A 24,222-nucleotide genomic window follows, 5' to 3' on the forward strand; every position below is an offset into this window, starting at 1 on the left:
CTTAATCCTCACCAAAAAGGAGCTCTCTTTTTGTTAAGACACAAAACGAATTACACTGTCTGCTTTAAAGCACTCTTTTACATCTTTTTAGAAAATTTCTCATAATAATATTCTGCTTTCTCTCTGTCCAGCATAAAATGCTTCTGCAATTTTTCTATAATAATTGTTTTCCCTGCTTCTTCCTCCTCCTTTTCAGTTATAAATGCCCTTATCCCCCGTTCCAGACCTTTTTCTATTCCTTTTTCTATTCCTTTTTCGACCCCTTCCTCATAACTGAGCTTCTTCTCATTTTTAATATGGCGTTCCGCATTATACTCTGTCAGTATCACGTCTTTCACCTCTCCACGCTCTTTCTTCAGAAAATCCGCAAGAATACCTTCCGCAATACATTCTTCCACCGCCCTGTCCACTGCACCCTCCTCCGGATTTTGATAATTGGAATGATTGATGGCATTATAAAGCTTCAGTGCAGCCTTTCTGTTCCCGAAGATCATGCGGAACAGGCTATCCTTGTAATTTCTGTTTACTTGTTTTTTTCTGAGTGCCCTGCTTATGCTTCTCCTTCTGTTTCTGTTCATATTGCCTCGTCTTTCCAAAGCAGCGAAAGCCTCAGGAACCTGTATACATTATAACAGAAAGATATCCGTTCCACAACTTGCCGCTCCCGCGCTTTTTCTTATTCAGTTGTTACTACATTGTGAATTCCGGCAGAAATTGCCGATTTAATGAAATTGAAAAATAGAAAAATCCATATCAGAATATGTGGAACAGTATATCAGATACAGCACTCCACTGCAATAATATTTTTTAAAAATTTATAGAAAGTTTACCCCATCTTTTTTAATTAAAAGAGCCGGAACGGCAGTTTTTTGACCCAACCGTTCCGACCAGAAATAAGTGCGCAGACCTGATTGATCAGTTAGCAAAACGTAACCTTCTCAATCCCCATAAACTTACACAGCAGGCTCATCACATCTGTATAATCCCCTTCTTTCACCAGAAGATGATGGTCCATTCCCTTTTCCATCAGTGTATTTACCACCTGACTGGCCTTTCCGGACACGTGGAGTTTAACAAGGAGTTTCTCTCCCCCCTCTACCCATTCCTCATGGGTGGCTGCCTCCACATCGGCCTTTTCCACCAGAAGCTTATACTGTCCCCTGTTTCCCACAATGCTGGAAACGGTCACACTTTCCATGCCCTTCAGCGGCACGCCCACGAATGTGCCTTTCTCGCCGCTTGGTGAAATCTGTACCTTGTCGATGCTCTCTGCCAGGGAATGGGCTGTGCTCCCCTCATGAGCCAGGGCCAGGATATTGTTCACATCATCCATGCTACCCACCTCGCCGAGGGCACAGGCGCCGCCCTTTGCCGCCAGATTCAGCATATACATCACCATGGTGTGGCCGATATCTCCCTCTGTGTCCACGATCATCCCCTCGTCTGCCAGCCAGGAGGATGTCAGGTTCATCAGTCCGCTGTACATGGGATAACACTCCGCTGCCATGGCGTCCAGGGAATACCGCTCAATGACTTTTTTTGTAGAGAGATATACCTTTGCCATATACAGCATGGTCTCCTTATCCGCCAGCACCTTTCCGGTGCGCTTTGACAGGCAGTTAAGTGTCTTTTCAGCTTCCTCATCGCTGATCTTATCTGCCCCTTCCGTAATCTCGCTCATTTCAATATGGATCAGGGTCACACCAAATTTTTTTGAAAATTCCCACTCCTCTGCGGACATATCCTGGGGACCTGCCACACGCCATGTCTGACGGGGGCCCACAAGGGCAAGGCGCATTCCCTTTACCGCCCTGATGATCTGGGATGCCTGGGCCGCTGCTTTTACTCTGCCTGCAGGTGCCTCATCTTCCGGCAGTCCGTAAACGTACTCGTATTCGATGCCCTGACCTTTCAGGATGGAACCGAAATGCTGTACACATCCGATAGAAAATGTCTCTGTGTAAGGCACTGCCCAGAAAATTGTGGGAATCTGCAGCTCGTTCATGAAGATATACTGCATGGAGTCCATGATCCATGTCACTTCCACAATAACCAGCGCATCCAAATCCTCTTTTTTAAACTGTCTGCATACGTCCACCGCATCCGCCGCATCCCATGCCACCTTATCTGCGCATACCACTTCTAACCCCTGGCTGCTCAGTGCGTTTTTCACTCCGTTTATCAATTCCTCTGCTCTTTGTCCCCCGCTCTCAAATCTGCAGGTGACGCCTACAACTCCTACTTTTGGCTGGTTCATCTCTAATTCCTCCTATTTGAAATGGCTGGGAGCACAGCTCCATGTAATGACTGCCGGCTCCATTCCTATATTTGTCAGTTCGTGGGGTTCCCCCTCCTCTACCAGGATGATATCCCCCTCAAAAAGCTCATAGTGTCCTCCCGTATGGGGATTTCTCATGATCACATGTCCACGGCTCACAAAAAACACTTCATGGGACAACGGATGGCCGGGATCGATGCCCCCGGTCTGTCCGGGCAGAAGGGTGGAGGAACCAAATGTGATCTTACCTGTTTCCAGATATTCTCTGCAGACTTCCGGTCCGTCCAGGGAAATCCGCGCCTCTTTCTCTCTCATAACTTTCATATCTTTCCCCCTCCTAAAAGAAATCCTTTTCTCTGTATAAAAGTGCCTCTCCGGAAAATACCTGTCCACTGACCGCTTCCGCAATAAAAATACAGTGGTCAGAGCTTTCCGTCACACTCGTCACCTCACATATGATGCAGGCGGCAGCACCTTTGATAAAGGGCAGCCCCTCCTCTGTAAATTCCACATCCACTTCCGCCAGCTTGTCCTTTTTTCTTCCGCTGACACTGCCGCATTTCAGGGCAGTCTCTCTCTGATCCTTTGTCAGAACGCTCACAGAAAATCTACTGCTGGCCTTCAGAAGCTCTGCGGTGTAGTGGCTCTTTGAGACTGCCGCCATCAGCATGGGCGGCCTTCCCGATACCTGGGACAGCCAGGCTGCTGTCATCAGATTATATTTTCCGTCTGCATGGGTACCAATGACATATACGCCGTGCGTCATGGTGTTCATGGCAGACCGGATATTTTTTTCGCTCATAAGTTTGCATCCTTATCTTACATATTCGTATTACATTTTTTCAAAGCATTCGGTCAGGTCAGAGAAGAGTTTGCGGTACATGGCGTACCCTTTCTCATAGGCCTCCCGGTTGTGGGCAGAGGGTGTGATGCGTTCTTTGACTTCCACCATACTGTCCACTGCGCTTTCCACACTCTCAAAGATGCCCGTGGCAGTCCCTGCCAGTATGGCGGCTCCCAGAGATGCGGCCTCCACGGATTTGACGGTCTCCAGTGTCACCTGATTGATATCTGCCTTGATCTGACACCATACCCGGCTCTTGGAACCGCCGCCCAGGGAACGAATCTCTTTTACCCGGATTCCCATGTCGTTCAGTGCTTCTATATTCCGCCGCAAGATATAGCCCAAAGATTCCATAATAGATCTCATAAAATGCGGCATGGTATGCTGGAGGGTAAACCCGAACCAGACACCTTTCGCCTTGGAGTTCACATCCGGGGCCAGGGAACCCGCCAGATGGGGAAGCATGACCAGGCCGTCAGAGCCGGCCGGTATCTTTTCCACCTGCTTACTGATCATATCGTAGGCATCCTGACCTCCTCTTTTCTCAGCCAGCATTTCCACCTCACAGAATTTATCCCGGAACCAGCGCAGGGTCATGCCTCCGTTAGTGAATGTGTGGATCATATACATTCCGTTTACAGGGAAACAGAACAGGGGCATTTTACATGCAGGATCAAATACGGGTTTGTTGACCGGAACACATACGGCAAGTGCCGCACCCACAGTCTCGGAGAACATGCCCTCCCTGATATTTCCTGCACCGATGGCGCCTGCCGCCTGGTCAAGCGCGCCGGTGCAGACCGTAAGATCCGTTCCGAGGCACAGCTCTGCTGCTACCTCGGGCAGGATTTTTCCCACTATCTCCCCGGATTCCCTGACAGGGGCAAGTTGTGATTCCTTGATTCCCAGAAAATCCAGCATCTCCTGCCAGTAACTTCTTTCAATAATATCCCAGTAGGTGGAGGAGCAGACAAGAGATGGCTCTGTGGCATATTTTCCTGTCAGCCTGTAGATAAAGTAATCCTCGATCAGGAGAAACTTGTCTGTGTTCTGAAAAACTTCCGGCTCATGCTCACGTACCCAGAGGATTTTCGATGCGGGCCAGCAGGCCTCAAAACTGACCTGGCCTGTTTTCTGATAGCACTTGGCATTTCCGAAGGCCTCCTTAAGCATCTCTGCCTCCCTGACTGCGCGGTTGTCCATCCATACAATGGCATTTCTTAGGGGCCTGCCGTCCTTGTCCAGAAAGAAGATGGTCTCCCCCTGGGCGGACATGGCAAGGGAAATCTGCGCGTCCTTTGCTATGGTGTAACGGCTTTTTATATCCTTCAGACCTGTGCAGAAGGCATCCCAATATACTTCCGGTTTTTCCTCCACATAATTAGGGGCAGGAGTCAGTAAATCGTATTCCTGGGTGGAGACAGCCAGCAGTGCACCTGTCCTGTCAAACAGGGCGATCTTCATTGCAGTGGTTCCAATGTCCAGACCAAGCAGCAATTTCATTATCCCACCTCCTCTATTTCAAAACTTCCGGGTTCACCACATTATATGGTTTCTTCCCCTCCAGCACTCCGATGATTCCGCCCAGTGCCTCCCGGCACATGCCCATGCGTGCCTTCAGAGTACAACTGGCGATATGCGGGGTCAGTGTCACGTTGTCAAGCTCCAGAAGCTCCGGTTCCACATTCGGCTCATCCTCGAACACATCCAGGCCCGCGCCCTTGATCGTGCCGTCCTTCAATGCCTTTGCCAGTGCTTTTTCATCAACAATAGGGCCTCTCGCCGCGTTGATAAGATAGGCGCTGTCCTTCATGGCCCGGAATACTTCCGCATTGAAGATATGATGGTTCTCCGGAATATACGGCATGTGCAGGGTAATGCAGTCACTGTTCTTTACCACATCATCGAAGCTCATGTACGTTACGTTATATTCTTTTTCCACTTCCTGTGAAGCTCTGTATTTGTCAAAGTAGATGACTTTCATCCCAAGTCCCTGGGCTTTTTTGCAGACCATCTTTCCGATACGCCCGAAGCCCATGATTCCCAGCGTTCTGCCGTAGACTTCACAGTCGATATCTGAGAAATTCGGTGAGTTCCACACACCGCGGCGCACCTCCCTGTCATATCTTGCCACACCTCGCATGGTGGCGATCAGTAGAGCCACTGCATGTTCCGCTGTGGCCTCCGTCACTGTTGTGGGAGTATTTACAACAGGCAGCCCCACCTCTGTGGCATATTTCCAGTCTATGTTGTTGTAGCCCACGCCGAAATTGGCGATGACTTTCAGGTTCTTTGCCCTGTCGATCACCTTTTTGTCACCCTCGTTGTCCAGTATGAAATAAGCATCATAATCCTCGATCATTTCGTATATCTCATCATAAGAAAACGCGTGTTTTTCTCTGGACGGACAGGTGAAATCATAGTCTTCTTTATATGGGGCAAGGCATTTTTCCGGAACCCATTCTGAAATCAGTATTTTTTTCATAGATTTTACTTCCTTTCTGCTGTTTGATCACTGTTTTCATCATACCTGCAATCGCCTGCAGGGTCGATGGGCAATCTTGCATTTATCATTTCTTATCTTGTCATTTTGGCTGAATCCTGTCCTGCATATGATTGGACCTATTACAGGATTCCATCAAAGAAGGAATGTACTGATCCCCGGCACCAGCGCAACCAGAATACAGATCAGAAATACCGTCACGATCAAAGGCCATCCTTCTTTTATGTAGTCAACCAGCTTCACTTTCGTAACCGACATGCAGGTAAAGAGCATTACCCCGAAAGGCGGTGTAATGCCGCCGATGGTATCCATGAGGCACATAACGATACCGAGATGGATAGGGCTGATTCCCAGCGCTATGGCGGCAGGGACCAGAAGAGGCGGCAGTATGATCAGGGCAGCCGCTGCATCCAGGAACATGCCCAGGATAAAGAGGAACAAAAGGACCAGCATGATGAATACATATTTGTTGCTTGTCAGGTTCAGAAGCGCGGAAGCCATGTTCTGCGGAATCTGCTCCCAGACCATATACTGTGAGAACAGGCCTGCTGCCGATAAGATCAGCAGAACGTTAGCTGTGCTTGACACAGAGTCAACAATAATATGTTTGATATGTTCTCTCTTCAGCTCTTTATATACGAATTTACCGATGACGATGGAGTAGACAATGGTCACCGCACCGCATTCCGTGGGTGTGAAAATCCCCATCCTCAGACCCATAATGATTCCAAAGGGCAGAATCAGTGCCCAGACGGATTTTTTAAGCTGAGGCCATATTTCCTTCCAGGTTGGCCTGTGGCTCCTGGATGCAATAAACCCTCTTTTTTTCGATACGATATAATTGGTGATCATAAGGGAAATGGCGATCAATATTCCCGGTATGTAACCTGCGAGGAACATGTCCCCGATAGATACACTTGCCGCCGTCGCATAGATGATCAGGCAGATTCCCGGCGGTATGATGGGTGTGATACAGGAGGATGCCGCTGTGATCGCCGCCGCATAACCTTTTGTATATCCTCTCTTCTCCATTTCCGGCACCAGCATCTTGCTCTCAAAGGCACAATCCGCGCAGGAGGAACCTGAGATTCCGCCCATGAATGTGCTGAGCAGCACATTCGTATGCCCCAGACCGCCTGTAAAATGCCCTGTCAGCACTTCACAGAAATCCATCAGACTGCTGGAGATTCCTCCGTATCCCATGATACATCCGGCTGTGATGAAGAACGGTACTGCCAGCATGGTAAAGGATTCCGATGTGGACAGCAGTGACTGGGTCATGACATCCATGGGCACTCCCTCACACATAAATACAAAATACACAAGCGCTGAAATGATCATGGAAAATGCAACCGGTATATTCAGGAAAAACAGTACAAAAACCAGTAAAATCGGCCATAGATTCATCTTTCCTCACCCCTTTCTTCTGTCTGTTCCCTCTCCTCCAGAACCATATCCTCCACGGTTTCCACAGTAAAGATTCCCTGATATATAGGTCTTGTGTGGAAATAATCCTGGTATCTCACCACATTGATGCAGAAGAAAATAGCATGGATGAACATCAGGCCAAAGCCTACCGTCATGGCCAGAGCTTCAAAAGTATAAGGGATATTCATGATCGGTGTCTTTCTTGTCCACGCATTTACGGAATATACCAGGCTTAAATATGCCGCTGCTCCGATACACACAATCTGCACTATCATGGAAAACATAGTTACCACCACTTTTAATTTCTCAGGAAAAACCCTTACCAGGATATCAATGGAACTGTGCTGATACCGTTTGTACACTGCACTGGCTCCCACAAAGATCAGCCAGGCAAAGCAGAAATACGATATCTCCTCTGCCCAGGGATAGCTCTTGCTCAGGACCAGTCTGCAGAATACATTAAAAACTGTTGCCACAGACATGATACAGAGAGCGATACCAGCAATAATCTCTTCTATATTTACACATATTTTTTTCAGCATTTTTTCTCCTAACCCCCTTTTCAGGACAGGCCGTCTGTCTATTCGTGGCCTAACGCTTTTTTCGCTCTGTCATACAAACCTTCCGACCATTCCGGGAATTTCGTATATACAACCTGGCAGGCTTCCTTAAAGGCTTCTGTGTCAGATTCGTGGAATTCTACGCCCTCTGCCTCCATTTTTTCTTTGATCGCCTCTTCGTCCGCAAGCACGTGCTCTGTGGTGTACTCGGCAAAGCTGACGGCTTCCTCCTTCAGAATCGTCTGCAGGTCCTCATCCAGGCTCTTGTACACATCTGTGGATATGATGATTCCATCCGGTGCTATAATATGAGATGTCATAGTCACGTGTTTGGCAACCTCCTGGAATTTCGCAGCGTAAATCAGGGAAAGCGGATTTTCCATGGCATCACAGACTCCCTGCTGCAGGGCTGTGTAAACCTCTGAAAAAGCAACGGTTGTAGGGCTTGCGCCCATGGCCTTTACCATCTCGATCTGAAGCGGGGTACTCGGCACACGGAATTTCACACCCTTCATCTCACTCAGGTCAGCAACCGAATGCGTTGCAATGGTCTGTCGGGTTCCGTAGTAACCGCTCATGTTGTCAAGGACTGTGATGCCTGCATCTGCACACTTCTGTGCCAGATCTTCGCCAAATTCCGAAAATGCCAGTTCCTTAATTTCAGACACGTCATCATACAGGTAAGGGGCAAACATGATGGCATAATCCGGACAGTAATCCTTCAGCAGGGCAGGGTCCACATAATTCATCATGTAGCTTCCTCTTCCGATCTGTTCAATGACCGCGTCGTCATCACCCATAACAGAATCCGCAAAGACCTGAATCTCCAGTCTTCCGTCACACCGCTCATTCACTTTCTCTGCAAATGTCTCGATGTCCTTGGATATGACGCTGTCACTGGGAATAGAGTGCGCGAATTTAAGCGTTATCTTTTTTCCGCTCTGTTGTTCCGCTCCCGCTGCTTTCACTTCACTTCCGCTTGTCTTGTTTTGGCCGCTGCCGCCGCAGCCGGACATCATGCCTGCCGCCAATGCTGTTACTGCTGCAAATACTATTACTTTTCTCATCTTCATAATCTGATTTCCTTCTTTCTTTTTTATTTGTAATGGCCCCGTCCTCTTCCGGATACCGGCTTACAGAACCTTTCCAACTGCCGAAAACCGCTTTGCGATAGGCCGATGCCTGATACCGCTATCTTCTCATACGGTCAGCGCAGGAATTGCGCAGACCTGTCTGGACGGTTAGAAACAGTTACCATATATCTTCTGATTCATCTGCATGTTTTTTCATCCCCCGGGCATTTTATCCACTCCTTCCCTGTCACTGTTTCAAGCACTTCAATGTAATAATAGAATACAGGAAACTTGTGTCAAATTCTATAATATATCTTGCACACGGGGTTTCTTTTCTTGTCATTCTGTATAGTATCTTTTTGATTTTTCATCTGTTTTCATCACTTTATCCTAATCCTGCTGTTGATCCGGCGCGTACCGGAACGAGCCAGAAATTTTTTTCACTGTAATGGAGGAAAGAAAATGCAGTACAGACTATGGAACTGCTTATTTCTTTATAAACTAAACGGTCCGCAGTCATTTACCGCGAACCGTTTGTTCTTACGCCTGCTTTGCCATTAAGCGACAGCGTCCTCTATTCCTAAATATTTTAAAAATCCAACAACATACACCAGATTATCCCTGAATGACCCTTCCTTTACAAAATTCTTTGTAAACAGTGCGCTTCCCATGGTAAAACACCAGGGATTCATCTCCTTTACAAGTTCCATCCTCTCCTCTGAGCCGATACTTCCGGCCAGGACGACGGGTGTTTTTGCTTTGCGGATATACTCTGCGGAGAGTTCTGTGGGATCTCCGTCCACATAGCGGTATCCTAACAGGTCTGTTCCGAATACACCCTTTTCCGCAAATGCTGCCTCCTGCGCAAGCATCTCCTCCACAGTTCCCTCCAAAATGCTGGGGCTCTTTGATACCTTTCCTGCAAACGGGCAGTATTTTAATCCCTGTTTTTTTACATACTCAGCTACACTGTCATAGTATAAAGTGCCTAAGAGATAGTCAAAGCCGCATTCCACTGCCAGTTTTGCACCTCTCATACATTCTTCTTCACTGTATGACACCACTTCCAGAAAAGAAGTCTTGCCGGCTTCTCTCATCTTTGTGCAGAGCACTTTCATTTTTTCAGGTTCCATTCCAACGTCCTTGAATCCCCAATACTGGATGGGAAGATCTTTGTTTTCCTCAAAAATTTCAATTGCGTTTGGCACGGTTTTATCATTATGGGTCAGCATGATGATGATCTTATCTAACATTGACATTTTTATTTCTCCTTTTTCACATTCATTGATTCTAAAGTTATGGGTTCACTACGTTTACAGGGCTGCCGTCTGTAAAGGCTTTCAAATTGTCCACGGCAATATTCATAAGCCTGCTTCTGCTCTCTTTCGGGGCCCAGGAAATGTGCGGGGTTATGATACAGTTCTTTGCCTTCAGCAGCGGGTTATTGCCTTTTATGGGTTCTGTGGACACCACATCCAGGCCTGCGGCATAAACCTTTCCTGTATTCAGAGCATCCGCCAGATCCTGTTCCACAATTAACGGTCCTCTGGAATTATTTAAGATAATTACACCGTCTTTCATCTTTGCAATACTTTCTCTGTTGATCATTCCCTCTGTACTTGGAAAGAGCGGGCAGTGCAGGGCGATCACGTCCGCACGTGCATACAGTTCTTCCACTGTGACGTACTCTGCGATCTCTTCCCCGGATTTGTTGGGATATTCATCATTGGCGATCACCTGCATACCAAGAGCTTTCGCAATGCGCCCTGTGGCCTGCCCTATACGGCCAAAACCAATCACTCCCATGGTTTTGCCTGCAAGCTCGATCAGGGGATAATCCCAGAAACACCAGTCCGCATTGTTCTCCCAGCGCCCCTCGTGGACTGCGTCACTGTGGTGCGCCACATGATGACAGATTTCCAGCAGCATGGCAATGGCAAACTGTCCCACAGCCGCAGTGCCGTATGTTGGAATATTGGAAACGGGGATTCCCTTTTCTTTTGCAGCGGCAACATCCACCACGTTGTACCCTGTAGCCAGTACACCTACGAATCTGATGCTGCTGCATGCATCGAATACCTCTCTCGGAAGCGGGGTTTTATTTGTGTAGACCACCTCTGCATCACCGATTCTGTCAATGATCTCCTGTACATCCGTCAGGGATGTCCTGTCATAGACTGTGACCTGCCCAAAAGCTTCCATCCCTTTCCAGTCCAGATCTCCGGGATTCAATGTGTAGCCGTCTAATACTACAATCTTCATCTGTATCTCTCCCTTCCTAAGACTGCTTATTTGATGGCGTCTGCCATATCTTTTACATCCTTACAGGTACCGGTCCAGGCTGCCATGAGGATGTCCATCTGATCCAGGATGCAGAAATGTTTTACTCCCATATTTCTGTAATATTCTGCGTCTTCAAGGGTGGCGATCTCCACTCTTGGCTGCACTCCGTGTTTTAAAGCGGTCCTGATCATTCTCTCGTGCTCTGCCTGCACCTCCTCTTTGTGGTCCGCACAGTTCCATCCTCTGCTCATGCAGTAATCGGAAGGTCCGAACTGAACCATATCCACACCGGGAATGGAGCAGATCTCTTCAATGTTGTCCATTGCCTCTTTCTTTTCGATCATAAAAGCTTTTACAAGGCTGCGGTTCATGGCCGCATAGTCCATCTGTTTTAATTCCGGATGGTAGTTGATCCATCTTGCATTGGGATAACCGAATTTGCCGTTGTCCTCCGGTGTCTTCGGCAGTAATTTTTCAATGGTCTCTTTCACCTGCTCCGGTGTCTCGTGGTCTGTGAACAGAATTGCCTGGAAACCGCAGGCCGCCGCTTTCTGTGCCACATAGAACCGGTTCTGGAAATCCACTTTGATCATGGAGCCTGTGTTGTACAGCTCACATGTCCTGACAAAATTCTCAAGATCATTGAAAGAGAACGGTGCATACTCTGCCAGAAATTCAAAGTAATCAAAGTTTCCGGTTGAGGCTGCAGCCTCCACGATCGTGGGCCATGTGCTCCAGATTCTGGTGTTGACGGTTGCTTTTCCTTCGTTAAGCTTTTCTCTTAATTTGTTTAACATAGTGCATTCTCCTTTTTTGGTTGTGTTGTTTTTTTCTTGATATCAGAATACCGGAAAATGCGCTGTAAAACGATTATTATTCTTGTTCACTACATTTCTTATCCTGTCATTGTTGTTTTGCCTGCAAGAAGGAGCAGAAATACCGAAGGAACGAATCGAACTGCGGCTCGGTTATCCATCACGTAAAAAGATGCCTGCCGGAAATTCCGGCAGACACCTTTAAAATAAATATTCAATCCATTATTGTGCTTTTAATTCCGAAATGAGCACAGCCGCAAGCATACATACGCACCCTGCAAACATACGCGCCGTAAACCTCTCATGCAGAAGTAATACGGAAAACAGCATTCCGAACACTGCTTCTGTCGTCAGAAGAACGGATGCCACATTCGGATTTATCCGTTTCTGGCATACAATCTGCAAAAGAAATCCTGCCATAGTACTGAAGATTCCAAGATACAACATTTTCCCGGCCATCCCCGGTTCAAATACCTGCATCGGAAACGGTATCTGCCCTGCCAGGATGCAGAGCCAGGAAATGAGGTTTGCAAAGAAAAATTGCAGGGCCGTCAGTACCACAGGGTCGGTTTTCCTTGTATATTTATCTACAAATATAATATGCAAAGCAAGACCTGCGCCGCATATGACGGTCAGAAAGTCTCCTGTTTGAACCGTCAGATCCCCTCGTATGGATAAAAGGCCAATGCCCAAAATTGCGATGAAAGCAGCGGCAACACATTTTCTGTCCGGGCGTCTTTTTTCTATCCACCAATATAAAAATGGTACAAGAATCACGTATATGGTTGTGATGAATGCATTCTTGCCTGCTGTCGTATACTTGCATCCCAATGTCTGAAAAAACTGGCTGACAAACAACAGGACTCCCAATACCATACCCTGTTTTATAACAGGTAAAGGTATCCCCGCCGGTAAAGATCTCCTGCAAAGTAAAAAAACTGCCATCCCCACAGAGGCGATCAGATAGCGCAGCGCCAGCAGATAGAGAACGGGAATGGATTCCGTGGAATCCTTTACCACCACAAAAGAAAATCCCCACAGCAATGTGGCGGTCAAAAGCCCCAGGCTCCCCCATATCTGCTGTTTTCCTGCTTTGTCCATTTTATCACCTCCCCGTATCGTTTGCCTTTAGTCTACACGGAAAAGGCCGGGGAGGCGATTATCTATGTTGTGATTTTCATTTCTTTTTCTGCTGTCTATGCAGATACAGCAGTTTCCTCTGAATCTGGCTTCTTTTTTAAAGCAATCCGGGAAGTACATTCTGGAATAAAGACAATATAAGTACCGCTCCCAGTATACCAAGTCCGCCCAAAAATCCGCCCACGGTCCAGCAGCGGAAGGTCTCCGGTATACTGATTCTGTTGAATTTGCTGATTGACCAGAACCCGGAATCATTCGGAAGAGACAGACCCACTCCCCCTGCACAGATGGCAACTGCTGCCAGTATAGGCGAAGTACCTGCTGCAATAACTGTTGAATAAAGGATTGCCGAAGTAGTTGTGATGGCCACTGTGGTCGACCCCTGAGCCAAGCGGATGATCTGTGCCAGCGCAAATCCCAGTATAAGCACAGGAATGTGGAGATTTCCAAATACCTGAGCCATATAATCTCCGATACCTGTCAGCTGAATTACCTTTCCGAACGCTCCGCCTGCACCTGTAATCAGCAGAATCATACCCACCTGATCCAGGCCGCGCCCCATGATCTCACTCATACTTCCTTTGATATAAGGTTTTGCGATCAACATGGCACATAATACGCCCACTGCCATAGCCAGATTCTTATTTCCGATAAAGGCCAGATACGGAACTGCCCCATTGTTTTCCGGGAGAAGTACCGATGCAAAGCTGCCAATCACGATCATCAGAATTGGTATCAGAAGTATCAGCATCGCTGCTCCGAAAGAGATTTTCTTATCGCTGCTCTCTTCTTTTTCCATAGTTTTTTGTTCTTCCAGTTCAAATTCATCCAGAACCCTCACATATCCGCTTTTCTTTTCCTTACGGTCCAGATATTTTCCCCATAAAATACCACCGGTCAAAAATCCAACAAGGCCAGCCAGAGTGGAATACACAAAGAAGACCCCGATATTCAACTCCATATTTTCACAGACTGCAAGAGGCCCAGCTGTGGGAATTACACACGCCGCGGTTATGGAAGCTGCAACCGCATAGCAGGAGACAAATGACAGACGGCTGATATTTGTCTTCCTGGACAAAGCTCTGACCATAGTGGAAAACAAAACCGTGACCACATCCCCAAATACAGGTATCCCCGCAAAATATGCCGCGATTCCAAGTCCCGCCGGAGAGTTCTTTTCCCCGAACAGATGAATCATTTTGTCTGCAATGGCGTTGATTCCCCCTGATTCAAAAAGCAGCATTCCCAGCATGACACCCATACCGGTTACAATTCCTATACCGCCTATGGTTCCGGAAAATCCATCTGCCACTGCGGACGTAATATCTCCAAAAGGCATTCTGACAAGCAAAGCGGTAAGAAATGATGTGATGATCAATGATACGAATGCATTCAATTTAAACTTAATGATCGTCACCAGCAAAAATGCCAGTGAGACGATAAATATAACAATTAATAAAGGTCCTGTTACCATTTTTTCCTCCTCCGTTTTCCATATAAACTGTTATTTAAATGTGTTCATAAACACATTTACCACCCAAAACTGTTTTTAAAACACAAATGTCCTTTATTTCATCCACAGGACACTCCATAATATCCCTGTCCAATATTACAAAGTCAGCCAGCTTTCCTTTTTCAATGGTGCCTTTTATATTCTCCTCGAACTGTCCAAAAGCGGCCCAGTCGGTATAAGTCCTAAGGGCTGCCTCCCTGGAGATACAGTTTTCGGGAAACCATCCGCCCTCCGGATTTCCATCCTGGTCTTTCCTTGTCACCGCTGCATAAATTCCCCAGAAAGGATTGGCCGGGGAGGACGGCGAGTCAGATCCGCCTATGACCTTCACTCCTTTTTTCCATGGCATTCCGCTGGCATATGAACGTGCTGCCCTCTCTTTTCCGATACGGCGTTCTGCCATGGGAGCGCTTCTCGGGGCATGGATGGCCTGCATCCCCGGAAGAATACCCAGTTTTCTGATTCGGTCCACATCCTCCTCTGTCACCAACTGGAAATGTTCAATCCTGAATCTGTGGTCCGCACCGGAATTTTCACCCAGCACTTTCTCATAAGTATCTATGACCTGTCTGTTTGCTCTGTCCCCAATGGCATGAGTGATGACCTGGAACCCATGGCTGTATGCTTCCTTGACCAGGGCATATAACTCTTCATCTGAATGATTTAATTTTCCCCTGTATCCGGGCCTGTCCGTGTAATCTTCATACAATGCAGCACTCTGTGACCCAAAAGAACCGTCTGCAAAATATTTCACCGCACGGATTGAAAGATGTTTCTCATACAGTCCAATCTCCGGGCCTGTCTTGTAATAACTCTTCCACGACAGATCATCCGCTTCACCCGGCAGTGCCCCCAGAGCTCCGCTGATCCGCAGCTGCAGCCTGTCCTCTTCAAAAAGCTTTTTCATACAGCGGATATGGCTGGATATCACATTCATGGCCATAACCGAAGTAAATCCCAGCTTAAAGGATTCATTCTGGGCACAGAGCAGTGCCTCCTCCATTTGCTTCTCTGTGAGCGGCGGGATTTTATCAACTACCAATTTACAGGCGTTATCGCTGACACATCCCAACAGTTCCCCATCCTCTCTTTTCAGGATTTCCCCGCCCTGGGGATTTGGCGTATCCTTTGTGATTCCTGCCAGTTCCAAAGCTTTTGAGTTCAGCCAGAGCATATGTCCGTCACATCTTCCCAGCGATACCGGATTGTCCGGTATCACTGCGTCAAGCTCTTCCTTTGTGGGATAACTTTTGTCCTCCCATACCTCGTTGTTCCAACCGAAATCACTTTGAATCCATTCCCCCGGACACAGCGTATCTGCTTTTTCGCGGAGCTGCTGAAAAATTTCTTCTTTTTGCTTCCAAAAACAATCAATCTGCATAGATACTTCACCGAATTTCAGCAGATGGGTATGCCCCTCTATCAGTCCCGGTATCACACAGGCTCTGTCCAGATTCACATATTTTGTATCAGAATTTCCATACTGCTTCATTTCATCAAAGGTTCCGGTATCTATGAGATATTGTCCCTTTACAGCAAATGACTGAACAATTGTCATATTCTGATCCATGGTGTAGATTTTACCATTATAATATATGACATCTGCAGATTTATCTTGTTGTTTGTACATACTTTTCTCCTTTCCCTTGTTGTATTTTTATGTATTTTAGCATGTAATCTGTAAAGTCAGAATCCTTTATTTTGTCATGCAGATGTTTTATCTTGCAGAATTTTGTCGAAAAATGCTCCTGACAATCAACCATTATTCTTTTATCTCAGGGTGTTGTAAGCCGGTTCATATATTCCCTCTTTATATCAGCCTGTATATGAACATAAAGATCCAGCGTTGTCTTTACGGAAGTATGTCCCAAAATCTCTGACAGGGATTTCGTATCAAAGCCCTGTTCTATCCAGCGGCAGGAGAACTGATGGCGAAGGGAATGTATTTTTATGTGTGGTATCTGACATTTTTTCAAAAGAGCTGCATATCTTCGCTGCACTGTGCGCGGCTCCGCACAGTTCTCCGTTCCTGTCAGAAGAAAGAAACTTCCGTTCTTCTTCAACGCTTTTCCCATAGACTGCAGGCGGTCAGGAAGAGGGATCTCCCGTATGGAGGTTGAAGTTTTCGGCGTGCCGATGTTAAGCCGTGTTCGCGGACACTCCCTTTTTCCCTCTTCTATGGTCATATCCAGATTCTTTACACGTGTAACTGTCCGGCGGATGTATATTTTGCAGTCTTCAAAGTCTATGTCCTCCCATTTCAGCCCACAGAGCTCACCCACACGTATGCCTGTATACATACATAAAAAGATACCGAAAGTAAACGGATCCGTACCTTCACTCAGGCAGGCATCCAGTTTCCTGAAATCCTCTTTACTCATGATCCGTATTTCTTTACCGCCGGCGGGAATCCGGGGAAATTTCAGGAGTTCGGCAGGAAGGCACCCCTGTTCCTGCCCATAACGCAGTATATTCTTCAGCACTCCCATAATCACATGTATACTTCCATAGGACATCCCTCTTTCCAGTTCCTGCTGGACAAAATTTAACAGGGTGCGGTTTGTAAATTTCCTGATCTGCATATCCCCTAATACAGGCAGTATATGATTATTCAGTATTTCTCCGTAATTGGAATACGTGCTTTCTTTTACGGTATAACGGATATGGTTCTTCCAATGTATACTGACTGTACGGATTCTGTCATCTTCCGGCAGTGCGGATGGCTGGCCGCCGTATGAAAAAAAGGGCGGGAACTCTGATATGATTTTTATTTTCTTATCTTTAACCTCTTTATACGACTTGCCATACAGATATCCATACCTGATTTTACCGTCCATATCACGCCCTTTCATATAACGCGCTTCCCAACGGCCGTCTTTTCTTTTCCTGATGTTTTCACCTTTTCTGGGCATTTTGACCTCCTTGACCTTCTGAGTCTTCCGTGGCTGTGATTTACGGATTCAGACCACTTTTTACCACTCATTGTTAACAAATCACTTTTGCGGTGAAATAAAAAGTATACGGCTGCGAAACTCCTCCATATTATAATATAATTGAAATCCACCAAAAAAAGTCATCACCTCAATCTCTGTTGGCAATGACTTTCATAATGGCAGGACAGGCATATATGCCGGCTGCAGATATTTTTTTATTTTGCTTTTCATTACAATTTATTATATAATATGGAAGTATCCATCATCATACGTCTGCATAAAGGATTAAATATGTTAAAAGACAAGTTACATTCTCTCATTTACTTTCCTTATGAAGAAAAATACCGGGACCAGTTGGAACTGGGAATGGTTTCTCTAAATTATAAATCCGAGCGGGTAATTGCCTGGGTCATGCTGATTACGCAGATCTTTATGATTCTAGTCTTTACTTTTCGTCCCGGCAGTATTTTTTACAGCTTTCGCAGGCTTCGCTATGTCATAGCCTATACGGTACTGTGTGCAGGGCTGCTTGTGCTTCTGTCTCTCCACAGACGCGCCAAAGATAACTGGCGGCTGCATTCCAGACTCTGTATATCTTTCGGCGTACTGCTTTCTCTGTGGATTGGATGCATTTCCTATCTGGATGCACTGGGGGATGTGAGCATTATTGTATATTGCTCCTTTCTTCCTATGATGGCTGCTTTTCTTATAGTGCCGCCTTTTATTTTAAGCATCCTGCTTATTTTCACATGCATCCTGACCAACTGCCTGGTGCTCGGGACTCCTTACGGGCAGGAAAATGTATTCAGCACATTGGTAAACAGCATTTTTATCTGTGTATTATCCATTGTCTATGCTTATCGTATGTACCACGCACGTTTGACCGGTATTTACGACAAGATCATCATTGACCAGAAAAACCGGCAGTTGGAAGCTGCCAATGAAAAACTGGACCTGCTGTCCATGACGGACACTCTGACCGGCCTCGGCAACCGGCGCTATCTGGAGGAATCCGTGAGATCACCCCTGGAGAAATATGGTATCCACATGGGCTCCCTGGCTGTTTTACTGCTGGACATTGACTTTTTTAAACAGTATAATGACCGTTACGGCCATCAGCAGGGAGATTTGTGTCTGCAGGCGGTTGCCTCTGTCTTATCCTCCTGCGCAGAAGATGATAATTTCCATGCTGTCAGATACGGTGGTGAAGAGTTTGTTCTTGTGATAACCGGGCTTTCCTCTGACGTTATAATGGAAAAAACAGAACAGATTCGTAAATCGGTCGCCTCTGTTCAAATTCCCGGTCCCATCAAAGCCGGAATTTCCGTTACAGTAAGTGTGGGCGTCTCTTTTCACGAATCATGGGAACCGGGCCTTTTGGAAACTGCCATCTCCGAGGCAGACCGAGCGCTGTATCAGGCAAAACAAAACGGCCGTAACCAGACGGTTCTGTTCAGCAAATAAGCATAAAAGACTCATCTGCGGAAATAAAATACCCGCCGGCTTTTACTATACAAGCCGGCGGGATTTCTATCAAATTCCTTTTTCCCCAGCCAAAATCTGCATGGCTGATTCCTCCTCAAACTGCCTGGAGTACAGGTCATAATAATACCCTTTCTGCCTCAGCAGTTCTCTGTGGCTGCCCTCCTCAATGATCTTACCGTCCTTCACCACCAGGATCAGATCCGCCTGGCGGATGGTGGAAAGTCTGTGGGCAATGACAAAGGAAGTGTGGCCCTTCAGAAGCTGGTCTGTGGCCTCCTGTATCAACTGTTCCGTCTGAGTGTCAATGGAGGATGTGGCCTCATCCAGTACAAATATACTTGGGTTTGCCAGGATTGCCCGGGCAAACGATATAAGCTGTTTCTCGCCTGTGGACAGTCTGCCTCCGCTCTCCCCCACATCGCTCTCGTATCCTTTTTCCAGTTTTCCTGCCACAATATCAGCCGAAACCTTCCTGGCTGCCTCCCTGACCTCCTCGTCTGTGGCCTCTAAGCGCCCGTACCGGATATTGTCGTAGAGCGTGCCGGAAAACAGATGGGGGTTCTGCAGCACATAGCCGATCTGGCTGTGGAGCCAGAGTTGAGACCGCTCCCGGTAATCCTTCCCGTCAATGAGGATACGCCCTTTTGTGGGTTCAAAAAACCTGCCAAGCAGATTTACCAGCGTGGATTTTCCTGCCCCTGTTTCCCCCACGATCGCTACATTCATGCCTGCAGGCACATGCAGATTAAAATGTTCCAGCACATATTCTTTTCCGTCCGGATACCGGAAAGATACATCTTCAAAGACAATATCCCCTTCTATCCTCTCCCAGTTCTCTTTCTTTGCGTGGAACATATCCCCGTATTTTTCCTCTACCTCAGGCGTATCCGTCACGTTGGGCTGCTGTTCTAACAGATCCATCACACGCTCAATACTGGCCTGACAGGATATCAGATCTGCCAGAAGACGGGCGAGCTGCTGGATAGGCTCAAAAATAACCACCGCATAGGATATAAATACGGAAAGGGTTCCAAGCTGCATCACCTGGCTCTGCACCATATATCCTCCTCTTGCCAGCACAATAGCCGCGGCAACAGAACTGAAGAATAATATGGTAGGAATATACACCGCGTTTAACATGGCAGATTTGGTTGCTGCCTGGTGCATATTCCTGGTAATGCTGCGGAAATTTTTCTGGTTATCCTCCTCGATCACCATACTTTTGGAAGTCCTTACCCCTGTGATTCCTTCGTTGTACGCGCTGGTGATCTGGGAATTGACCTTCCGCACCCGCCTGTTCCAGTGAAGGATCTTATTCTGGAAATAAACAGTCAGAACCGCAATGCAGGGCACGATCAGCATAATGATCAGCGCCAGTTTCCAGTTGAGCATAAACATGATCACAAACACACTGATCACATAGATAAACGCCCAGAACATATCCACCAGTCCCCAGGCGATCATGCCCGCAATCTTCAGGGTATCACTCATGACCCTGGCATGGATATATCCCACCGGAGTTGTATTATAATAGGAAAAGGACAATGTCTGCAGATGCTCAAACTGCGCCTTTTTCAAGTCCTTCCCCACATTCATCTCAATGGTGGTGGCCGCGTGGACAGAGATATACACGGATACCGTCTGGGTCACGATCATGGCTGTATAGACCAAAGCAAAGATATGCAGTCCCTTTAACGTGTTCAGCGCGATAAAATGGTCAATCGCATAACTTTGAAACAGAGGAACCAGCACATCTATCCCTGCAAGAATCAGGTTCAGGCCAATGGTAATGGCAAAAAATTTCGTATAAGGCTTAAAAAAGGGCAGCATTTTAGCCCATGTTTTAAAGCTGAAGGGTTTGTTATAATCCTGTTCTTCGTATGCCGCCATTTTACACCTCCATCTGCATTCTGTCATCCTGGCTCATCTGAATGTCATAAATCTTTCTGTAAATGCCCTGCTGTCCGATCAGCTCCTGATGCGTTCCCATCTCCTCAATTTTTCCCTGATTAAGCACCATGATCCTGTCAGCGCTCATCAATGTCGTCACCCTGTGGGAGATGAGGATCACCGTGGCATCTCTTCTGTTATCCAGAAGCGCCTTCCTGATCCTGGAGTCTGTCTGGGAGTCAACTGCGGAAAGAGAGTCATCAAATATCATGACAGGCGCCTTCTGCAGGAGCATTCTGGCTATAGCGATCCTCTGCCGCTGGCCTCCAGACAGGGTTACGCCCCGCTCACCGACCAGCGTATCGTATCCGTCCGGAAAATTCATAATGGCGTCATCAATACAGGCAATCCTGGCTGCCTGCCTGATCTCCTCAAAGGAGGCCTCCGGCACAGAAGCCGCTATATTTTCTTTGATCGTCCTGGAATAAAGGAACGGCTCCTGAAGTACCATTCCCACATTCTTTCTTATCCATTCCAGTGGGATTTCCCTGATATTTTTACCGCCCAGAGTGATATTTCCCTGCCCTTCCTCCAGCTCATACAGCCGGTTTAACAACTGCATGATCGTGGATTTTCCGCTTCCGGTTCCACCCAGGATACCCAGTGTACTGCCCTGTGGAACAGAGAATGTCACATCCGACAGCACTTCTTTTCCATCCTTGTAACCATAATTTACGTGGGAAAATACAATATCAAATCTCTGATTTTCATGCTGGTTTTCATAGGCTTTTCTATCCTGATACTCCTCTTCCTCTGCCCGTATGATATAGTCCACACGCTCAAAGGAAACCCCTGCCTTGCTCATATCAGAAAGGATACGGCCCAGCCCGCGGATAGGCCAGACAAGTGTCGTATTGTAGGAAGCGAATGCAATAAATTCACCTACGGAGATATTGCCATGCACAGCCTCCGCAGCCCCCAGCACGATCACGGCAACCACCTGCAGACCGGTGATCAGATCACCGATTCCCCAGTAAAGCCCGGACAGTGTTCCCAGCTTGATCCACAGATCTGCAAATGCATTATTCTTCTCATAAAAGCGTTCCATCTCGAACTTTTCTCTTCCGAAAGCCCTTACCACCCGGACTCCCGTGGCATTCTCCTGCACCACTGTGGAGAGCTCCCCTTCCGCCTCGTCTGCTGTTGTAAAACGGCCGGCGATCAGGCGGTAAAAAATGGTGGAGTACAGTGCAACCACAGGCACAAAGCACAGAACCACCAGGGACAGCTTCACATTCATGGAAAACATCATCCCAAAGGAAACTGTCACCAGGAAAACCGTACGGAACACTTCCAAAAACTGTGTTACCACAAAGTTACGGATCACCTCCACATCTGAGGTGCAGCGCTGTATGATATCTCCTGTCTGGTGTCTGTCATGCCATTCCATCGGAAGTCTCTGTACATGGGAAAACAGCGCGTCTCTCATGTTCTTCGCAAAATTTTCTCCCGCCTTCGCGGTATACGCACGGCTCAAAAAAAGTGCCGCTCCGGAGAAAAGTGCCACTCCCACCAGCATCAGCGCCATGATCCACAGATGCTTGGACAAATATTTATATTTATCCCCGCCCAGCACAGAGTCCACGGTAAACCGGAAAATCTGTGGTGTCAGGGAATTTAATCCGGTCGTGACCAGCGAGGCCAGCACTGCCACCAGAAAATACTTTTTGGAGCCCTGGAAAAACCGTAATACCAGGTCTGCCTTTCTATGTTTCGTTCTCATAATCCTCCTTTGCCTGTCTCAGTAGTTTTTTTATTATATATAATAATCTGAATTTCTGATATATTCAATATCTATATCATTTTTCCTCCATGCGTGATATAATTGCGTAACAGTTATTAAAGGAGGACATTTGGATGAATACTCCCACAATTGAAACTCAGCGGCTGATTCTCCGAAGATTCACCCAGGATGATGCCCGGGCACTTTATCAAATCCTAAGTGATGAGGAGGTAAATACCTTTCTTCCCATGTTCCCGCTGAAAACCATGGAGGAGGCCAATGCCTATATACAGAAGCAGTACCTGGACACATATCAGGAACCCTTTGGGTACCGGTATGCAGTCTGCTTAAAGACTGATCACATTCCCATCGGTTATGTCCAGGTAAGCAGCAGCGAAAGCCATGATTTCGGCTATGGCCTGCGAAAAGACTTCTGGCATAAGGGCATCATAACAGAAGCCGGCCGGGCGGTAGTGGAAGAACTGAGGAATTCCGGCATGCCTTTCATCACCGCTACCCATGACATAAAAAATCCCAGGAGCGGGGAGGTCATGAAAAAACTGGGAATGATATATCAGTATTCCTACGAGGAACAGTGGCAGCCAAAAAATATTCCTGTTACCTTCCGCATGTATCAGCTTAATTTTGACGGAGAAAATGACCGTGTTTATAAAAAATACTGGGAACAGTATCCCGTCCATTTTATAGAGGACCTGTAACGATTCCGTCAGCTAAATTGTCAGAAGCTTTCATACAGGAGAGAAAAATATGTTTATCCAATACAATAATCTGGATATCAACTTCACCATAGGCAGCACCCGGTTCCGCACGCTTAACATCGCTTACGAGCACCTGCACCGCATCATTCCCAGCCACAGCCACGGGGACAACAGCTATGAGATCCACTATGTGGCATCCGGCCGCGGATACATAACAGTAGGGGAAAAGACATACGAGATCACCCCCAACACCCTGTACATGGCCGGCCCCCACGTGGCCCATGCCCAGATTTCCGTACAGGGAGATCCCATGGTGGATTACTGTATTTACCTGAGGCTGCGCCGCACTTCATCCGGAGAGAAAAAAACAGATGACCTGGACCGCCTGTTTACAGAGAAAACCTTCTGGATCGGCCAGGATAACTGTCAGATAAAAAACACACTGGAGCTGCTTTTCCGTGAATTAAAGGAGCAGAAAACCGGGTATACCGTCTACGTGGAAACACTGCTGCGGCAGTTGATCGTACAGATGATACGCAACTACCAGGGCGGAAAAAAAGCCCTCCACCACTTTAAGCCCGCAACACCGGCGGAAGCCCAGGATTTTATCATAGAGGAATCCTTTCTGTACGACTATCCGGTTCTCACACTGGAACAGCTTGCCGAACGGCTGGGACTTGGATGCCGGCAGACAGAACGGCTTATGCAGGACATCTACGGCAAAACATTTCTGCAGAAAAAAGGAGACGCCCGCATGTCGGCTGCCTCTATCCTGCTCACCTATTCAGACCGCAGCATTTCCTCCATCGCGGAGGAACTGGGCTATTCCTCCGTGGAACATTTCTCCGCAGCATTCCGGAAATATTACAATAAAAGCGCCCGCCAGTACCGAAAAGAATCCCGGGACATGACCTGATTCCTCAGCAGTTACAACAGGCACATCTGTACACAGCAAATCCTGCTGCATACAGATGT

At 47.2% G+C, this 24,222-nt stretch carries 21 protein-coding genes; 3 read left to right on the forward strand and 18 right to left on the reverse strand.

From position 1 onward, the window contains the following. Positions 1-77: 77 nt before the first annotated feature. The 16 genes from WMO65_RS00875 to WMO65_RS00950 form a co-directional block, all read right to left on the reverse strand. Positions 78-578, reverse strand: coding sequence for a hypothetical protein (locus tag WMO65_RS00875; protein ID WP_148393029.1), 501 nt, complete (start codon positions 576-578; stop codon positions 78-80). 341 nt (positions 579-919) lie between these two features. Next, positions 920-2,257 carry a hypothetical protein gene (locus WMO65_RS00880; RefSeq protein ID WP_033143629.1) on the reverse strand — a complete coding sequence of 446 codons (1,338 nt, stop codon included), beginning with the start codon at positions 2,255-2,257 and terminating at the stop codon, positions 920-922. 12 nt (positions 2,258-2,269) lie between these two features. Further along, positions 2,270-2,602 (reverse strand): cupin domain-containing protein, encoded by a 333-nt coding sequence (locus WMO65_RS00885; protein ID WP_033143628.1) that lies wholly within the window; start codon positions 2,600-2,602, stop codon positions 2,270-2,272. Positions 2,603-2,615: 13 nt separating this feature from the next. Further along, positions 2,616-3,080, reverse strand: a complete 465-nt coding sequence (locus WMO65_RS00890) for a flavin reductase family protein (protein WP_148393030.1) — start codon at positions 3,078-3,080, stop codon at positions 2,616-2,618. Between the two features lie 30 nt (positions 3,081-3,110). After that, the gene (locus WMO65_RS00895) at positions 3,111-4,625 is read right to left on the reverse strand and encodes a xylulokinase (protein ID WP_148393031.1); all 1,515 of its coding nucleotides are present in this window, start codon (positions 4,623-4,625) and stop codon (positions 3,111-3,113) included. 13 nt (positions 4,626-4,638) lie between these two features. Then, entirely contained in the window at positions 4,639-5,607 is a 969-nt protein-coding gene (locus tag WMO65_RS00900; protein ID WP_148393032.1) for an NAD(P)-dependent oxidoreductase, read from the reverse strand. Between the two features lie 153 nt (positions 5,608-5,760). Beyond that, a complete protein-coding gene (locus WMO65_RS00905; protein WP_148393033.1) occupies positions 5,761-7,032 on the reverse strand; it encodes a TRAP transporter large permease in 1,272 nt (423 codons plus the stop codon). Then, a complete protein-coding gene (locus WMO65_RS00910) occupies positions 7,029-7,595 on the reverse strand; it encodes a TRAP transporter small permease (RefSeq protein WP_033143623.1) in 567 nt (188 codons plus the stop codon). Before WMO65_RS00910 ends, WMO65_RS00905 begins: the two co-directional genes overlap by 4 nt. Positions 7,596-7,633: 38 nt before the next feature. Then, positions 7,634-8,686, reverse strand: coding sequence for a DctP family TRAP transporter solute-binding subunit (locus tag WMO65_RS00915; RefSeq protein ID WP_148393034.1), 1,053 nt, complete (start codon positions 8,684-8,686; stop codon positions 7,634-7,636). A 557-nt stretch (positions 8,687-9,243) separates the two neighbouring features. Next, complete coding sequence (locus tag WMO65_RS00920) at positions 9,244-9,945, reverse strand: hypothetical protein (RefSeq protein ID WP_052099707.1); 702 nt, start codon at positions 9,943-9,945, stop codon at positions 9,244-9,246. Positions 9,946-9,982: 37 nt separating this feature from the next. Further along, complete coding sequence (locus tag WMO65_RS00925; RefSeq protein ID WP_033143621.1) at positions 9,983-10,948, reverse strand: D-2-hydroxyacid dehydrogenase; 966 nt, start codon at positions 10,946-10,948, stop codon at positions 9,983-9,985. 26 nt (positions 10,949-10,974) lie between these two features. Continuing rightward, positions 10,975-11,766: an HpcH/HpaI aldolase family protein gene (locus tag WMO65_RS00930; protein WP_033143620.1), complete on the reverse strand. Its 792-nt coding sequence runs from the start codon at positions 11,764-11,766 to the stop codon at positions 10,975-10,977. Between the two features lie 240 nt (positions 11,767-12,006). Next, complete coding sequence (locus WMO65_RS00935) at positions 12,007-12,885, reverse strand: DMT family transporter (RefSeq protein WP_148393035.1); 879 nt, start codon at positions 12,883-12,885, stop codon at positions 12,007-12,009. 136 nt (positions 12,886-13,021) lie between these two features. Next, on the reverse strand, positions 13,022-14,398 hold the full coding sequence (locus tag WMO65_RS00940; protein ID WP_033143618.1) for a GntP family permease: 1,377 nt from the start codon (positions 14,396-14,398) through the stop codon (positions 13,022-13,024). Between the two features lie 34 nt (positions 14,399-14,432). Next, a complete protein-coding gene (locus WMO65_RS00945) occupies positions 14,433-16,067 on the reverse strand; it encodes an amidohydrolase (protein ID WP_148393036.1) in 1,635 nt (544 codons plus the stop codon). A 145-nt stretch (positions 16,068-16,212) separates the two neighbouring features. Further along, a complete protein-coding gene (locus tag WMO65_RS00950) occupies positions 16,213-17,349 on the reverse strand; it encodes a tyrosine-type recombinase/integrase (protein ID WP_148393037.1) in 1,137 nt (378 codons plus the stop codon). A 312-nt stretch (positions 17,350-17,661) separates the two neighbouring features. Here WMO65_RS00950 and WMO65_RS00955 point away from each other — a divergent pair, with 312 nt between their 5' ends. Further along, entirely contained in the window at positions 17,662-18,834 is a 1,173-nt protein-coding gene (locus tag WMO65_RS00955) for a GGDEF domain-containing protein (protein ID WP_187370631.1), read from the forward strand. A 69-nt stretch (positions 18,835-18,903) separates the two neighbouring features. Here WMO65_RS00955 and WMO65_RS00960 read toward each other — a convergent pair whose 3' ends face one another. Continuing rightward, on the reverse strand, positions 18,904-20,745 hold the full coding sequence (locus WMO65_RS00960; RefSeq protein WP_033143558.1) for an ABC transporter ATP-binding protein: 1,842 nt from the start codon (positions 20,743-20,745) through the stop codon (positions 18,904-18,906). Between the two features lies 1 nt (position 20,746). Further along, on the reverse strand, positions 20,747-22,528 hold the full coding sequence (locus tag WMO65_RS00965; protein WP_148393039.1) for an ABC transporter ATP-binding protein: 1,782 nt from the start codon (positions 22,526-22,528) through the stop codon (positions 20,747-20,749). A gap of 134 nt (positions 22,529-22,662) precedes the next feature. Here WMO65_RS00965 and WMO65_RS00970 point away from each other — a divergent pair, with 134 nt between their 5' ends. Together WMO65_RS00970 and WMO65_RS00975 are read left to right on the forward strand one after the other, a co-directional pair. Continuing rightward, complete coding sequence (locus WMO65_RS00970) at positions 22,663-23,247, forward strand: GNAT family N-acetyltransferase (protein WP_148393040.1); 585 nt, start codon at positions 22,663-22,665, stop codon at positions 23,245-23,247. 49 nt (positions 23,248-23,296) lie between these two features. Continuing rightward, on the forward strand, positions 23,297-24,163 hold the full coding sequence (locus tag WMO65_RS00975; protein WP_033143561.1) for an AraC family transcriptional regulator: 867 nt from the start codon (positions 23,297-23,299) through the stop codon (positions 24,161-24,163). Positions 24,164-24,222: the final 59 nt, after the last annotated feature.

The organism is Blautia caccae, from assembly GCF_040095955.1.
Taxonomy (GTDB): domain Bacteria; phylum Bacillota; class Clostridia; order Lachnospirales; family Lachnospiraceae; genus Blautia; species Blautia celeris.